Annotated in this window: 13 protein-coding genes and 1 riboswitch; of the genes, 4 read left to right on the forward strand and 9 right to left on the reverse strand. The window is 59.9% G+C overall.

Translation table 11 applies throughout. The features are described from left to right. Nucleotides 1-3: 3 nt before the first annotated feature. From AB5Y99_RS04155 to moaA, 7 genes are all read right to left on the reverse strand, one after another. Nucleotides 4-459, reverse strand: coding sequence for a nitrate reductase cytochrome c-type subunit (locus AB5Y99_RS04155; protein WP_005334452.1), 456 nt, complete (start codon nt 457-459; stop codon nt 4-6). Continuing rightward, the gene (napH, locus tag AB5Y99_RS04160; protein WP_144715206.1) at nt 459-1,334 is read right to left on the reverse strand and encodes a quinol dehydrogenase ferredoxin subunit NapH; all 876 of its coding nucleotides are present in this window, start codon (nt 1,332-1,334) and stop codon (nt 459-461) included. Before napH ends, AB5Y99_RS04155 begins: the two co-directional genes overlap by 1 nt. Beyond that, the gene (napG, locus tag AB5Y99_RS04165) at nt 1,331-2,068 is read right to left on the reverse strand and encodes a ferredoxin-type protein NapG (protein ID WP_107685085.1); all 738 of its coding nucleotides are present in this window, start codon (nt 2,066-2,068) and stop codon (nt 1,331-1,333) included. The genes napH and napG overlap by 4 nt, the downstream gene beginning before the upstream one ends. A 16-nt stretch (nt 2,069-2,084) precedes the next feature. Next, nucleotides 2,085-4,574, reverse strand: a complete 2,490-nt coding sequence (napA, locus tag AB5Y99_RS04170) for a nitrate reductase catalytic subunit NapA (RefSeq protein WP_368208778.1) — start codon at nt 4,572-4,574, stop codon at nt 2,085-2,087. Between the two features lie 101 nt (nt 4,575-4,675). Next, complete coding sequence (locus tag AB5Y99_RS04175; RefSeq protein ID WP_031227438.1) at nt 4,676-4,930, reverse strand: chaperone NapD; 255 nt, start codon at nt 4,928-4,930, stop codon at nt 4,676-4,678. 29 nt (nt 4,931-4,959) lie between these two features. Then, entirely contained in the window at nt 4,960-5,502 is a 543-nt protein-coding gene (gene napF / locus AB5Y99_RS04180) for a ferredoxin-type protein NapF (RefSeq protein WP_263085874.1), read from the reverse strand. Nucleotides 5,503-5,741: 239 nt separating this feature from the next. Further along, nucleotides 5,742-6,737, reverse strand: a complete 996-nt coding sequence (moaA, locus tag AB5Y99_RS04185; RefSeq protein ID WP_362786881.1) for a GTP 3',8-cyclase MoaA — start codon at nt 6,735-6,737, stop codon at nt 5,742-5,744. Continuing rightward, a riboswitch (molybdenum cofactor riboswitch) is annotated at nt 6,725-6,865 on the reverse strand. (Overlaps the previous gene by 13 nt.) 78 nt (nt 6,866-6,943) lie before the next feature. Between moaA and narQ the strand changes: the two genes are divergently transcribed. The 3 genes from narQ (at nt 6,944) to AB5Y99_RS04200 (ending at nt 9,973) form a co-directional block, all read left to right on the forward strand. Continuing rightward, nucleotides 6,944-8,656: a nitrate/nitrite two-component system sensor histidine kinase NarQ gene (gene narQ / locus AB5Y99_RS04190; RefSeq protein ID WP_005334468.1), complete on the forward strand. Its 1,713-nt coding sequence runs from the start codon at nt 6,944-6,946 to the stop codon at nt 8,654-8,656. Beyond that, a complete protein-coding gene (narL, locus tag AB5Y99_RS04195; protein WP_005334471.1) occupies nt 8,656-9,294 on the forward strand; it encodes a two-component system response regulator NarL in 639 nt (212 codons plus the stop codon). The genes narQ and narL overlap by 1 nt, the downstream gene beginning before the upstream one ends. Nucleotides 9,295-9,397: 103 nt before the next feature. Continuing rightward, complete coding sequence (locus AB5Y99_RS04200) at nt 9,398-9,973, forward strand: LON peptidase substrate-binding domain-containing protein (RefSeq protein WP_005334473.1); 576 nt, start codon at nt 9,398-9,400, stop codon at nt 9,971-9,973. Nucleotides 9,974-10,221: 248 nt separating this feature from the next. On the opposite strand, the gene AB5Y99_RS04205 is transcribed toward AB5Y99_RS04200, so the two are convergent. Both AB5Y99_RS04205 and AB5Y99_RS04210 read right to left on the reverse strand, forming a co-directional pair. Next, on the reverse strand, nt 10,222-12,318 hold the full coding sequence (locus AB5Y99_RS04205; protein ID WP_043821124.1) for an ATP-binding protein: 2,097 nt from the start codon (nt 12,316-12,318) through the stop codon (nt 10,222-10,224). Nucleotides 12,319-12,349: 31 nt separating this feature from the next. Next, nucleotides 12,350-13,534 carry an FIST signal transduction protein gene (locus tag AB5Y99_RS04210; protein WP_042054641.1) on the reverse strand — a complete coding sequence of 395 codons (1,185 nt, stop codon included), beginning with the start codon at nt 13,532-13,534 and terminating at the stop codon, nt 12,350-12,352. Nucleotides 13,535-13,647: 113 nt separating this feature from the next. Between AB5Y99_RS04210 and yvcK the strand changes: the two genes are divergently transcribed. Then, complete coding sequence (gene yvcK / locus AB5Y99_RS04215) at nt 13,648-14,562, forward strand: uridine diphosphate-N-acetylglucosamine-binding protein YvcK (protein WP_047438497.1); 915 nt, start codon at nt 13,648-13,650, stop codon at nt 14,560-14,562. The last annotated feature ends 4 nt before the right edge of the window (nt 14,563-14,566 follow it).

A 14,566-nucleotide genomic window follows, 5' to 3' on the forward strand; every position in this document is an offset into this window, starting at 1 on the left:
TCCTCAGTTCAGCGCTTCAACCGGTTTAAAGGTATTTTCCACCAGCGGCTTGGCATCCGCTTGCGGTACATGGCACTGCAGGCAGAAGTAGCGACGCGGCGACACTTCACCCAGGGTCAGGCCGTCGCGGGTCTCGAAGTGAGTCGGACTGATCTTGGGGGCCTTCATGGCGCTGGCATTCTTGAAGCTGTGGCAAGCCAGGCACTTGTTGACCTTGGTGTCCACCTCATAGTTGCGAATGTCGTGGGGGATCAGCGGCGGCTGATGCATGTACTGGCGATCGTAGGGCGCGCCATCCTTGCGGAAGTTTTTCAGGGGCGCGGCGGTGGCATCGGTCACCAGATCGGTGGCGCCACGCTCGGACTTGAGGCCACCGGTACTGTTGGTGATCTCGGGGGCCGCTGCCATCAAGGATCCCGCCATCAGGCAGGCCAGCATTGCTCCAATCAGCTTTTTCATTATTTGTTCTCCGACGTTTTTTCTGCCTTGACGGCAAAACCTACAGTGATTTCAAAAACTTGTTCCGCGCAGACATCGATGCAGCGGCCACAGTTGGTACACTCCTGAGCCGCAATCAAGGGCCCGTGACCGCGCTTGGCACCATGAACAGGCCCGCGCAGGATGGGACGCTCCGGGCAGACCGCATAACAATCCATGCAGTTGTTGCACCGCTCGCGCCCCTTGGCAGAAATCTTGATAAATCCGACCCGGTTGACCAGGGCATAGAAGGCCCCCACCGGACAGAGATGACCGCACCAACCCCGCTCAACCACGAAAAGATCGAACAGGAACAGCGCCACCAGCAGGGCCCAGCCCGCCCCCATGCCAAACAGCAGACCGCGCATGGCGAGCGACACCGGATTGACCAACTCCCAGGCCATCACCCCGACCACCGCTGGCACCACCAGCACCATGGCCAGCAGCCAGTAGCGGGTCGCACGGCTGAACTGGCCATTGCCCTTGAGGCCAAGTCGCCCCCTGAGCCAAGCTGCGGCATCCGTGATGAGGTTGACCGGACAGACCCAGGAGCAGAACACCCTCCCCCCGACCAGCCAGTAACCGGCCAGCACAATGGCAGCCCCCAGCCAGAGAGTGGTGATGGGCCAGTGACCCGCCGCCAGCGACTGCAACAGCGTGAGGGGATCGGTCAGCGGCACCGTCTCCAGCAACAGGGAGCTGGAGAGGTTGCCCTTGAGGATCCAGATGCCCGCCAGCGGCCCCAGCAAAAACAGCCCGAGCACGCTGAACTGACTGAGCCTGCGCAGCAGCAGGAATCGGTGGGAACGCCACCACCCCAGCTTGATGCGCGCCTCTTCCCCCGGATAACGACTCATAACCCCTCCGGTTTGCGGGTGGGCAGGGTGAGCCTGTCGCCGATGAGCGACTTGTTCCCCGCCTTGGCCTTCTCTTCCCAGCCGAGCCGGTAGTGATGGCCCAGCTCACCTTTGGCGAGCTGGCGTGGCACCACCTTGATGGCGGCCTCCTCCAGCACGCAGGCATGCTCGCACTTGCCACAGCCGGTACAGACATCGCTGTGTACCGTGGGCAGGAACATGGCGTGTTTGCCGGTACGCTGGTTATGCTGCAGCTCAAGAGTGATCGCCTTGTCAATCAGCGGGCAGACCCGATAACAGACATCGCAGCGCAGCCCCAGATAGTTGAGGCAGGTCTCGTGATCGATGAGCACTGCCACCCCCATCCGGGCCTGATCGATGTCGGTCATCTGCTGATCCAGCGCCCCGCTCGGACAGGCCACCACACAAGGGAGGTCATCACACATCTCGCAGGGCACGGCACGCGCCTTGAAATAAGGGGTACCAGTGGTCACAGGGTCAAACAGCCGGGCGAGCTTGAGGGTGTCGTAGGGGCAGGCCTCAACGCAGAGCCCGCAACGCACGCAGGCGCTGAGGAACTCTGTTTCATCGAGAGCTGCGGGCGGACGCAGCGCCTGGGCAGGCACAGCTTGTGCCTGCTGGCGGGCCACGCCACCGAGCCCCACGCCAAGCAGGCCCACACCACAGGCCCCCTTGGCCATGTCGGCCAGAAACTGGCGACGACTACGACTCATCTCGCACTCCCCCGCCTTAAGCCTTCATCACCTTGACGGCGCACTTCTTGTAATCGGTCTCTTTCGAGAGCGGATCGGTGGCATCCAGGGTCAGCTTGTTGACCAGCTGGCTCGCATCAAAGAAGGGCATGAAGACCAGTCCTTTCGGCGGACGGTTGCGACCACGGGTCTCGACACGGGTCTTCACCTCGCCACGGCGGGAGGAGACGATCACCTCTTCACCACGACGCACGCCGCGAGCCTTGGCATCGTCCGGGTGCATGAAGAGCACCGCATCCGGGAAGGCGCGATAAAGCTCGGGCACCCGACGGGTCATGGTGCCGGTGTGCCAATGCTCCAGCACGCGGCCGGTGGAGAGCCACAGATCGTACTCTTTATCGGGCGACTCGGCGGCGGGCTCGAACGGCAGGGCGAAGATGACCGCCTTGCCATCGGGCTTGCCATAAAAACGCACCCCCTCGCCCGCTTTCACATAGGGGTCAAACCCTTCGCGATAGCGCCACAGGGTCTCTTTGCCATCTACCACAGGCCAGCGCAGACCACGGGCTTCGTGGTACTGATCGAACGGCGCCAGATCGTGGCCGTGACCGCGACCGAAGGTGGCGTACTCCTCGAACAGCCCCTTCTGGACGTAGAAACCGAAGTGCTCGGCTTCGTCGTTCAGCATCCCCTTGCTCTGCTCTTTCGGGAACTGGTTGACCTGACCGTTGGCATAGAGCACATCGAACAGGGTTTTGCCCTTCACTTCCGGCATCTTGGCAATCAGCTCAGCCGGCCACACTTCCTCGACTTTGAAGCGCTTGGAGAACTCCATCAGCTGCCACAAGTCGGACTTGGCCCCTTCCGGCGCTTTCACCTGCTGGTGCCAGAACTGGGTGCGGCGCTCGGCGTTGCCGTAGGCCCCCTCTTTCTCCACCCACATGGCGGTGGGCAGAATGAGGTCAGCGGCCTGGGCAGTGACGGTCGGGTAAGGGTCAGAGACCACGATGAAGTTGCGCGGATCGCGATAGCCAGGCAAGCGATCGGTATTCATGTTGGGGCCAGCCTGCATGTTGTTGTTACACATCACCCAGTAGGCGTTGAGCTTGCCATCTTTGAGCATGCGATCCTGCAGCACGGCGTGGAAACCCACCTTGTCGGGAATGGTCCCCTCCGGCAGTTTCCAGATCTGCTCGGCACTGGCGCGGTGCTTGGGCTCGGTCACCACCATGTCGGCAGGCAGACGGTGGGCAAAGGTACCCACTTCACGCGCGGTGCCACAGGCAGAGGGCTGGCCGGTCAGTGAGAAAGGACCATTACCCGGCTCGGAGATCTTGCCGGTCAGCAGGTGGATGTTGTAGCAGAGGTTGTTGGCCCAGACGCCACGGGTATGCTGGTTGAAACCCATGGTCCAGTAGGAGACCACCTTCTTGCTCGGGTCGGCATAGAGCTTGGCCAGCTTTTCCAGCTTCTCTTTGGAGACGCCGGAGAGCTTGGAGACCGACTCCACATCGTAATCCGCCACGAACTTGGCAAACTCCTCGAAGGTCATCGGAGTGGCATCGCCGCTATCCGGATTCTTCGCTTTCTGCTGCAGCGGATCGGTCGGGCGCAGGCCGTAACCGATGTCGGTGGCCCCCTTCTTGAACACGGTATGTTTGTTGACGAAGTCCCAGTTCACCTTGTCGTTCTGGATAATGTAGTTGGCGACATAGTTGAGGATCGCCAGGTCAGTCTGCGGAGTGAACACCATGCCGTTGTCCGCCAGCTCGAAGCTGCGGTGTTCGAAGGTCGAGAGCACGTGCACCTGCACATCCGGGTTGGAGAGGCGACGATCAGACATCCGCGACCAGAGGATGGGGTGCATCTCGGCCATGTTGGAGCCCCACAGCACGAACGCATCGGCCTGCTCGATATCGTCATAGCAGCCCATCGGTTCGTCCATGCCGAAGGTACGCATGAAGCCGACGACCGCAGAGGCCATGCAGTGACGGGCATTGGGGTCAATGTTGTTGGAGCGGAAACCGGCCTTCATCAGCTTGGCGGCAGCGTAGCCTTCCCAGACGGTCCACTGGCCGGAGCCGAACATGCCGACGGCAGTCGGCCCCTTCTCTTTCAGGGTCGCCTTGAACTTCTCGGCCATGATGTCGAACGCCTGATCCCAGCTGATGGGGGCAAAGTCGCCATCCTTGTCGAACTGGCCGTTCTTCATCCGCAGCATCGGCTGGGTCAGGCGATCCTGGCCGTACATGATCTTGGAGAGGAAGTAGCCCTTGATGCAGTTGAGGCCACGGTTGACCGGCGCATCGGGGTCGCCCTGAGTCGCCACGACCCGACCATCCTGAGAGCCCACCAGCACGGAGCAGCCGGTACCGCAGAAGCGGCAGGGAGCCTTATCCCAATGGATGGCCGTCTTGTCGGTACTGGTGATGAGATTGGCTGCCAGCGTGGGGGCACTGACACCGGCCACGGCTGCGGCAGCTGCCACCGCGTTGGCCTTCATAAAGTCGCGTCGACTCAGCTTCATGGCATATCCTCGCATTGCTTATCGCGTAATAGTTGTCGAATCTGTCGAACGGGAGCCAGCCATCAGCGGCGGAGGGCACGCCCGGCATCCCATCACTCTTTTCAGTGACCACCCAGTTCATCGAACTGGTGGTAAATCAGGGCGGCAGAGAGCACACCCGGCATCGCCTGTATCGCATCAATGGCCGCCATGATCGGCCGCTGGCTCGGACCTTCCAGGGTCACGACCAGCTTGCCCTCGTCACTGACGGCGTGGATCTCGGCCCCTTCAAGGGCGCCAATCTGCTCGGCGAGCTGATGACGCAATGGGGGCTGGGTCAGCACCACCAGACTCGATACATGGAACTCCTGATCCATTGTGGCTTCTGTGCCAAACGGCTTCTGACTCATTCTGACTCCTGCTTGAGGGTGGGCTGGCTCGCACCACCGGATGGGGCGGCTCGCCCGTCGACCTTGATGCTGCCAACCGGACAATCCTGCACGCAGGCGCCGCAGCCACTACAGCGATCCGGCTCGACCGTCGGGGTGGGCACACGCCCCAGCACCGGAATAAAACGAATGGCATTGGGCTCGCAGCTGTCCTGACAGCGCTGGCAGAACACCTGACCATTGGCCAGACAGTTGGCCTCGATATGGGCCTTGTAGTGCCAGGGGGACTCGCTGGTCGGGCGAAACAGGGGCACCTTGCAGACAGTGACGCACTCGGTGCAGAAGGTGCATTCGCCACGCTGGAAATCGACCACCGGAAAACCGCCCTCGCCATTCACCAGGATCTGCTCCGGACAGGCCGCCAGACAATCCCCGCAGCGGGTGCAGTCGGCGACAAATGCCGACCAGTTGACTGACCAGGGCAACTGCACCGGCGGTTCGGCAGTTCTCAACCGCCCCCGGAACAGGCCGCGGCGGGCAAGATCGATCTCATCCGGCATGTTGACTCCTGTTCTGGTGAAAAAGGGGACAGTGCGAGTCCATGATTGGCATTCTTGATACCAATTATAAGAGTGGGTGTATATTGCGGCCCTGACAAGGTAAGGGATATACCACCAGGGAGATAAACAGGGGGGATTCTTGCGCCAGATCAAAGCCTTGCAGCGCAATAAAAATGGAGGTATCGGTTAAAATACCTCCATGTGAGGATTGCTATTTAATCGTTGGCGATTTTTTGCGGTTATCCGCCGATCGAGGCGAGATGAGGGGTGATGCCGGCATTGCCCTGATGGAGACGATGGGTAGCACTCTTGCCCACCAGTGCCGCGCGAATGCGCTGTTGCAGCTCATCAGATTGTGCATCTGCGCCGAGCAGATCCCGCAGGTCGATACCGTTGTCGCCAAACAGGCACAGATGCAGCTTCCCCAGCGAGGAGACCCGCAGCCGGTTGCAACCGGCACAGAAATCCTTGCTGTAGGGCATGATAAGCCCCACCCCACCTTGCGAATCGGGGTGCATAAAGACCTGCGCCGGACCGTCATCCGTGCCCCGCAACTGTTGCACCCAACCGCTCTCCAGCAAGCGCTGTTTGATCTGTTCGCCGCTAACATGGTGGTCACGAAACAGGGTATCCATCTCGCCGGTCTGCATCAGCTCGATAAAGCGCAGCTCGATAGGCTTGTACCTGATCCAGCCCAGAAAGGCATCAAGCTGATAGTCGTTGAGCCCCTTGAGCAGCACAGCATTGATCTTCACCGATTTGAAACCGGCGGCCAGTGCTGCTTCGATCCCCTCCATCACCTCGGCCAGCTTGTTCTCACCGGTGATCTGGTGAAACTGGCGCGGGTCGAGACTGTCGACACTGACATTCAGCGCGTTGAGTCCGGCATCAAACCACTCCTGAGCCCGCTCCTTGAGGCGATAGCCGTTGGTAGTCATGGCGACCTTCTCGATACCCGGGGTGGTGGCAATCACCTTGACGATCTCGGTGAAATCGCGGCGCAGGGAGGGCTCGCCCCCCGTGATGCGCACCTTGCGGGTGCCCATGGCGGCAAAACCGCTGACCACGCGGCGGATCTCGTCAATCGAGAGAAAGGGTTGACGCCCCGCTTTGTGACCTTCCGGGGGTCGATAACCGTCAGGCAGGCAATAGGTGCAACGGAAATTGCACACATCGGTCACTGACAGACGCAAATAGTAAAAACGACGGGAAAAACCATCTTCAAGTGGCAACATAAACACCTTTCCAAATACGGGAGGCCAGGGCATTTCTTTCCTGACCCTTACAGCTCGAACGTCGGCTGACGGCTGGTTTCCCCCTATCGCTAGGACTTAGGCAAAACCGCTCGGAGTTCATCTAGTTTTTCGATGCTAACACAAGTTGGAGTACACTCCCACGCATCTTGCGGGGTCCTTATCACTATTCAGAGGTGCGCATCAGTATGGGAAAACGGTTCAGGGTCCATTCGGTCAGCAGTGCCATTGGCCGCGCCATGGTGTTGATCCTCTTCATGGCCAGCCTGATCGCGCTGGTCGCCATGGTCACCCTCTTCTACTCGGTACCCGATGCCAAGGCGATCAACCTCTCCGGTTCGCTACGGATGCAGGCCTACCGGATGGCCTACGAAATCGAGCGGGGCGACAGCGTGCTGGGGCGCCTCTCCCAGTTTGAAGAGACCCTGCACGCCGAAGAGCTGCAGGAGACCCAGCGCTGGATCACTCCTGCCTCCCTGCGTCGCACCTATGGCGAGGTGCTCGGCCAGTGGCAGGTGATGCGCCAGCACATCGAGGATCGTACCCCCAGACGGTACACCGATAACACCGAGCAGTTTGTGGCGGCCATCGACAATTTCGTCAATCAGATGCAATACCACGTGGAATTCAAGGTGCGGATGCTGGCACTGGCAGAGGGGCTCGGCCTGCTGGCCATCATCACCATCGCCTGGTTTACAGTGCGCTTCACCCGCCAGCAGGTGGTCGCCCCCCTCAACCAGCTGGTCTACTGCGCCCGCCAGATCCAGCGGCAGGATTTCGATCTTAAGCTGCCCGCCCACGGCGAAAACGAGCTGGGGGAGCTCTCGCGCGCCTTCGTCACCATGGCAGATGAGCTGGGCAAGCTCTATCGGGAACTGGAAAACAAGGTGGAAGAGAAAACCGCCAAGCTGCAGCAGGCCAATGACACCCTCTCGTTTCTCTACTCGACCGCCCAGAAGCTGCACGCTGCCCCGCTCAGCACCCGTACCCTCATCAAACTGCTGGACCGCGCTGCCGCCCACCAGCATATCGACCATATCCGGCTGACCCGCTTCGAGCACAATGCCATGCCGGTCTACATCTCGGGGCGCACCGGCTGGCCCGGTGATCTCGATGCGGTAGCCAGCTTCTATCTGCAGATGGATGAGCAGGAGTTCGGCCGCCTCGACATCATCAGCCAGCACCCCATCGATGAGCGGTTGATCAAGAACTTCACCATGCTGCTGGCTCAGGTGCTGCACAAAGACCAGACCCTGCTGCAACAGCAGCGACTGCTGCTGATGGAGGAGCGGGCTGTGATCGCCCGGGAGCTGCACGACTCGCTGGCGCAGGCCCTCTCCTATCTCAAGATCCAGTCCACCCTGCTCAAGCGCTCTTACGCCAAGGGGCAGCATGACAAGGCGCAGGAGGCGATGCAGCAGATCGACGAGGGGCTTAGCAATGCCTATACCCAGTTGCGCGAACTGCTCGGTACCTTCCGTCTCACCATTGGCGATGCCAATCTGGGGGAAGCGATCCGCGTCATGCTTGATCAACTGCAGCCTCAGACCCAGGCCGAAATCCGGTTCCATTACGGACTGGCCGACAACGACCTGGAGGCGGGCCAGCATATCCACATTTTGCAGCTGATCCGTGAGGCAGTGCTCAATGCCATCAAACATGCCAACGCGCAAGTGATTGATGTTAGCTGTGAGACCCTCGCCAGTGGTAACATCGAGGTTCAGATTTCAGATGACGGTGTCGGGATCGGACTCGCCAGCTCGGCGATCAACCATTACGGTTTGAGCATCATGAACGAGCGCGCCAGCAAACTGCACGGTCTGCTGACCATCAACGAGCAGCAACCACAAGGCACCTGCGTGCATCTGACCTTTCCCACCAGTCTAGCGAGAGACGCCTGATGGACGAGATGAAATACACAGTTCTGGTCGTAGATGACCATCCCCTCATGCGCAAAGGGATTGTGCAGTTGCTGGCTCTGGAAGAGAACATGGAGGTGACCGGTGAAGCCTCCAACGGCACAGATGCCGTGGCGCTGGCCAAAGAGTCCGAGCCGGACCTGATCCTGCTCGACCTCAATATGAAGGGGCTCTCCGGCCTCGATACCCTCAAGGCGCTGCGGGCCGAAGAGATCACCTCCCGGGTGGTGATCCTCACCGTCTCCGATGCCCGTCAGGATGTGGTGGCTTTGCTCAAGGCGGGTGCCGACGGCTACCTGCTCAAGGATACCGAGCCTGATCTGCTGCTGGCCCAGTTGGCCGACGTGATGACCGGCAAGCAGATCCTGAGCGAACCGCTGCGCCCCTATCTCGAAAACATCTACGAGCTGGATCACCTGCAGCAGAAGCTGGAAAGCTTAACGCGTCGCGAAATGCAAATCCTGCGCGAAATTGCAAAAGGCCTCTCCAACAAACAGGTCGCCTCGGTACTCCATATCTCCGAGGGAACGGTCAAGGTTCACGTGAAGAGCCTGCTGAAGAAACTCGAGGCGCAAAGCCGCGTGGAAGCGGCTGTCATGTATCTGGAGCAGCGCAACTAAGCGCCCTCAACCGCCCGAAAAGCCACCCTCCGGTGGCTTTTTTCATTCTCTGGCACAGTCGCTGCATTGTCATATTCAGCAACTACTCAATGGAGGATGGAACATGAAACTACAACCTTTGGCACTGTTCCCCTTGCCTTCCCACATACTGCCGGGCGGCAAGCTTCCTCTGCGTCTGTTCGAGCCACGCCACCTGCAGATGCTCAAGGAGTCATTCATCAACGATCAGGGCTTTGGCATCGTGATGGAAGAGTCGACCACCTCGGGACAATCCGGCCGCATTCTGCCGGTGGGCACCCGGGTCAAGGTGACCGACTTCTACACCCTCAATGATGGCCTGCTGGGTGTGACGGTGCTGGGACTGGAGCGCTTCTGCATCCACGAGATGGAAACAGACGAGATGGGCCTGCGTCGGGCCAAGGTGGAGATGCTGCCCAACTGGCCGAGCACCCACTCCGATTTCAACGACAAGCTGCTGGTCAATCGCCTGCGGGAAGTATTCGAGCAGTATCCGGAGCTTGATGAGCTCTATCCGGACAAGCGCTTTGAAGATGCCGCCTGGCTCTGCCAACGCTGGCTCGAGATATTGCCGATGCCGATTTATGAAAAGCAAATGCTGATTGCCAAACAAAACAGCGAAGCGGCCCGTAAATTCCTGCATCGCCTGATTTCACAATGACAAAAACAGCGTTGCAAAATGCAATTATTCCAACAATGAAAATGTGAAATTCGCATTTTGCGAGTGAGTAGGAACGCAGAACGCCATAACAAGAGAGAGCCGCTGCGCTAAACGGCCAAAATTGAACACAAAAGAGTCTAAAAAAGTTGGCACAGATTTTTCATATAGATTGATACAACCCGATTTATCCCGTGCTCTCTTCAGTATTTGCTGAAGAACTGGTCAACCCACAAAGTTGACCATTTTTTTTATCCGCGCGTCGGCAACCGCTGACCAAAGTGACGCTGCAAACACTCTCTCAGCCGTGACAAGGTGATCGGTTTGGCGAGAAAGTCATCCATTCCCTGCGCCAGACAGCACGCCTTATCCTCCGCCATCGCATTGGCCGTCAGGGCAACGATTGGCATGGTGCATCCCAACTCACGCAAGCGCCGGGTCGCTTCCAGTCCGTCCATCAGGGGCATCCGCATATCCATCAGGATCAGATCCGGGAGCTGCTCATCCACCTGCGCCAGCGCCTCCAGACCATTGGCTGCCAGCCGTACCTTGCCCACCAGTTTTTGCAGCATCAGCGACACCACCAACTGGTTCACCGGGCTGTCCTCCACCACCAGCACATCCAGTGGCAGCAGTGCCGAAGCCCCCTCCTCCCGCTGCGGCTGGCTATGACAAGGCAGCGCCATGCCGGGCAGTTCGAACCAGAAACAGCTTCCCTTGCCCGGCTCGCTCTTCAGGTGGATCTCTCCCCCCATAAGCGTCACCAGACGCTTGCTGATGGCAAGACCGAGACCTGTACCGGAAAAACGCCGGGTGGCCGAGTTGTCGACCTGGGAGAAGGGTTCAAACAGCAGCGCCTGATCCGCATCGGCGATCCCGATCCCGGTGTCGGAGACCGAGATCAGCAGCTTCTCATCCTGCCAACCCAGGTGCAGTGTCACCTGCCCCTGCTCGGTAAATTTGAGGGCGTTGTCCAGCAGATTGCCCATCACCTGCGACAGACGCATCGGGTCCCCCTGCAACTCCCGGGGGACCGACTCATCGACCCGATAAACCAGCGCAATCCCCTTGGCGGTCGCGCGAGCTTGCAGCGGCTCGACCAGAGATTGGCAAAGCTGGACGGGTTGCAGGGTCTCGCAGTGAAACACCAGGGTTTGCGACTCAATTTTCGAAAAATCGAGTACGTCGTCGATGATGGTTTGCAGCAATCTGGCCGAGTGGGTGGCATGGCGCAGCAGGCTCTGTTGCTCCGGCGCCAGCTCGGCATGCTGCACCAGATCGAGCATCCCCAACACCGCATTCATAGGCGAGCGGATCTCGTGGGTCATCATGGCCAGAAACTGGGACTTGGCACGGTTGGCCGCTTCGGCCTCATCCCGTGCCCGCGCCAGCTCCTCTTCCCTACGGATCTGGTTGCTGATATCCCGGGCAGTGCCGCGATAACCGATAAACTGGCCATCATGGTCAAAACAGGGCTCGGCGCTCACTTCCATCCAGCAGGGGCCGTGTTGCAGCGCAACCTGCATCCGCACCCCTCGCACCGGCTGGCGCAGCGCCAAAAGCTGCAGGTATTTCTGGGCATCGCAGCTCTGCTTGTTGCAGACGTAGTCATAGAGGGTCGGCCGGGTCGCCTGCGGGGTCATCTCATCCAGATAACCCGGCTCAGAGGCGTAACTGAGGCGATGCTCGGCATCGGTCTCCCAGAACCAGTCAGAAGCCATGGCGGCGAAGCTGCGAAAACGGCGTTCGCTGGCCTGCAGCGCCTCGGTTTTTACCGCGACCTGCTCCTGCAAGCGGGCCCGATAGGTGATGTTGACCAGCGCCTGGGCGATAAGCGGACGGCAACGCTCCATGGCGGCCTTGCTGGTGAGATCGAAGGTGCCCGCCCGGGCGTGGCGGCAGATGAGGGTAGCGGTAAAACCGGGGGCCTGTAGCCCGGTCAGCATCACACTGGCCCAGCCCGGCTCGCTTGCCAGCGGCGCCAGCTCGGGCAGCTGGGCGGGATCGTAAATCACCAGGGTTTCACCCGAGATGGCGCGGGCAAATGCCGGGGTCATACGCCAGCTGCGGGCTGATAGCATCGGCTCGGTACTGAGGTGGGTACTCCCCTGCTCCCCTTCCCAGGCCACTACATCCGCGTGTTCAAAGCCGATAAAGGGTTTGAGCACCTGGATAAGGCTCTCCAGTACCTGCTCCAGCGTCTTGGCATCGGCGAGGGTGGCAACCCCGCCCAGCAGGGTCTGGGACTCGTGACGATACTTGGCCTCGCGCTCGCGACAACGCATAAGGTCGACCAGCGTGGTCTGCAATTTGTCGCCGAGGGCTTCCAGTTCACTGTTGCCAATCATCTTGTTGCCTGCTCTGTTATGTTCTGCCGACTCAACGGGTCAGGAAAATCACGCTCGATACCATCAGGTTGCCGTGGGCCAGCTCGCCATTGGGCAGCCGCCCCTGCTCGCCGAAGGTAAAGGGGGTGATAAAAGGGATCTTGCCGAGGCGAGCCTGGCTCTGCTCGACAAATTGGCACAACATATCACCTAGCGCCAAACGGCAACCAGCACAAAAGATGATGAGAGCGCCGATAGGCTGCAATTCCACGTCGACCCCATACCCTGGCTCAACGCGCATGGCATTGAGGCTGCGCTGCAACAACCCTTCCTGACTGCTGTACATCAACAGCAGACGCTCCCCTTGCACCACATCGGTAAAGAGCCGCAGCCCGCCCTGTTCGGTCACTGCTTCGGGGTGGGAGAGTTTGTAGTAAGGAATGCCATCCAGCGCCCCCACCTGACGGGCCAGCGGGGTGAGCGTGGTCTCCCGCAAAATCGCTCCCACCGGCCAGGGCTGCTCGCGCCCGCACCAGCGGGCATAGACCTCGGCGGCAGGTTGGTGATCGATGGTGAGTACCTCCCGCCCGTTGCAGGCGGTGATCTCGCCACTGAATTCGGCAGGCACATAACCGGAGTGAAACTGAAAGGCCAGCTGGCAATCGGGATAGAGCACCGCCAGACCGATGCCATCCTGAGCCACCGCCTCATCCCAGCAGAGCTGCCAGTCACCGCTGACACTGCTATCAGCCGCGGATCCACCGACCACCGGCACCGAGGCACCGAGTTCGGCCTCGATACCGGCCAGCAGCCCCTCTTCCTTGCCGGGACTGGCGTGAAACAGGATCAACTGGGGCAGCTCGCCCGGTCGACCACAGTCGCTCATGGCTCGGCGCAGCAACTGCCGCACATCCACCCCGTCACCGCTGGCACCGGCTACCCCGAATGCCCCTTTCTCATCGTACAGGGCAGCAACGGCCAGCCCATATCCATCTCGGGCATGGTGTCCCATCTCGGTCATGACGCCACCGCAAGAGCTGCACCCAAGCAGGCGGGTCGTCGGGAACTGGCCTTTGAGCGCGTCGCGCAGTATCGCCCCGTCATGGGCTTGGGTAAAATAGAGTAACAGCAGGGAGGGGGCCTGATCGGCATGGTGGCGCAGCTGCGCGCAGATATCTTGGGCCGCCAGCGATGAATTCTGGGCGAGGGAGTGAACGGTCAGAAATTTCAACACCATCTCCTTGTTTTATCGAATGGCAGCCTCAAGCAAAAATCATACCTTTATCAAACAATTATCTCGCTTCGCTTGCTAACATAGCGGTCAACTGAGACCAATAACAGGACGCCCATATGTGGCAAAAAAACATCAATGACTTCGATCGGGTCGTTGCCATCGGTGGTGGCCATGGCATGGGACGAGTGCTTTCGTCCCTCTCGTTTCTCGGTCAACGGCTCACCGGCATCGTCGCCACCACAGATGATGGTGGCTCGACCGGACGCCTGCGCAAGAGTCAGGAGTGCATCGCCTGGGGCGATCTGCGCAACTGCCTGAACCAGCTGGTGACCGATCCCAGCATCGGCAGCCTGTTGTTCGAGTACCGCTTCGCCGGCAAAGGCGAGCTGGCGGGCCACAACCTTGGCAACCTTATGCTGCTGGCGCTCGATAATCTCTGTGTCCGTCCTCTTGATGCTATCAAGCTGATCAGTGACATGCTCAAAATCGAGTCACAATTGCTACCCATGTCTGAATTTCCCACTGATCTCTGCGCCCATATGGAGTGTGGCACCCAGATCCTGGGAGAGGTATCCATCGATCAACTGGCAACACCACCCCTCTCCCTCGGCCTGATGCCGGAGGTGCAAGCGACCCGGGAAGCGGTGCTGGCATTGCAGCAGGCGGACATGATCATTCTTGGGCCGGGCAGTTTTCTCACCTCCATCATGCCGCCACTGCTGCTGGCCGAGATCGCCCAGGCCATCAACGAGAGCAGCGCCATGCTGGTTTTCGTCTGCAATCTGGTGGCGGAAAACGGCCCTGCCAGTCAGCTGGACCTGATGAGTCAATGTCGCTGGCTGGAATCCCGGGTCGGTCAGGGTCGGCTGGATGCCATCCTGGCCCCACAAGGCGCGGGTGATGCGGGGGACTGGCAAGGGCGAGTGATCGAAGCCGAGCTGGGCGAGCTTGAGCTGCCCCATCGGCACGATCGGTTGAAGCTGAAACTGGCGCTGGACCGAATCATCCAGCAACTGCTCAACCAGCGTTAGGCAA

It is taken from the genome of Aeromonas sp. R4-2, from assembly GCF_040908295.1.
Lineage (GTDB): Bacteria > Pseudomonadota > Gammaproteobacteria > Enterobacterales > Aeromonadaceae > Aeromonas > Aeromonas veronii.

Excerpts from the sequence above, each read along its gene's own strand:
- napG (WP_107685085.1), bottom strand. The coding sequence starts at position 2,068 with ATGAGTCGTAGTCGTCGCCAGTTTCTGGCCGACATGGCCAAGGGGGCC.
- yvcK (WP_047438497.1), top strand. The coding sequence starts at position 13,648 with ATGTGGCAAAAAAACATCAATGACTTCGATCGGGTCGTTGCCATCGGT.
- napA (WP_368208778.1), bottom strand. The coding sequence starts at position 4,574 with ATGAAGCTGAGTCGACGCGACTTTATGAAGGCCAACGCGGTGGCAGCT.
- napF (WP_263085874.1), bottom strand. The coding sequence starts at position 5,502 with ATGCCGGATGAGATCGATCTTGCCCGCCGCGGCCTGTTCCGGGGGCGG.
- AB5Y99_RS04205 (WP_043821124.1), bottom strand. The coding sequence starts at position 12,318 with ATGATTGGCAACAGTGAACTGGAAGCCCTCGGCGACAAATTGCAGACC.
- napH (WP_144715206.1), bottom strand. The coding sequence starts at position 1,334 with ATGAGTCGTTATCCGGGGGAAGAGGCGCGCATCAAGCTGGGGTGGTGG.
- AB5Y99_RS04200 (WP_005334473.1), top strand. The coding sequence starts at position 9,398 with ATGAAACTACAACCTTTGGCACTGTTCCCCTTGCCTTCCCACATACTG.
- narQ (WP_005334468.1), top strand. The coding sequence starts at position 6,944 with ATGGGAAAACGGTTCAGGGTCCATTCGGTCAGCAGTGCCATTGGCCGC.
- narL (WP_005334471.1), top strand. The coding sequence starts at position 8,656 with ATGGACGAGATGAAATACACAGTTCTGGTCGTAGATGACCATCCCCTC.
- AB5Y99_RS04175 (WP_031227438.1), bottom strand. The coding sequence starts at position 4,930 with ATGGATCAGGAGTTCCATGTATCGAGTCTGGTGGTGCTGACCCAGCCC.
- AB5Y99_RS04210 (WP_042054641.1), bottom strand. The coding sequence starts at position 13,534 with ATGGTGTTGAAATTTCTGACCGTTCACTCCCTCGCCCAGAATTCATCG.
- moaA (WP_362786881.1), bottom strand. The coding sequence starts at position 6,737 with ATGTTGCCACTTGAAGATGGTTTTTCCCGTCGTTTTTACTATTTGCGT.
- AB5Y99_RS04155 (WP_005334452.1), bottom strand. The coding sequence starts at position 459 with ATGAAAAAGCTGATTGGAGCAATGCTGGCCTGCCTGATGGCGGGATCC.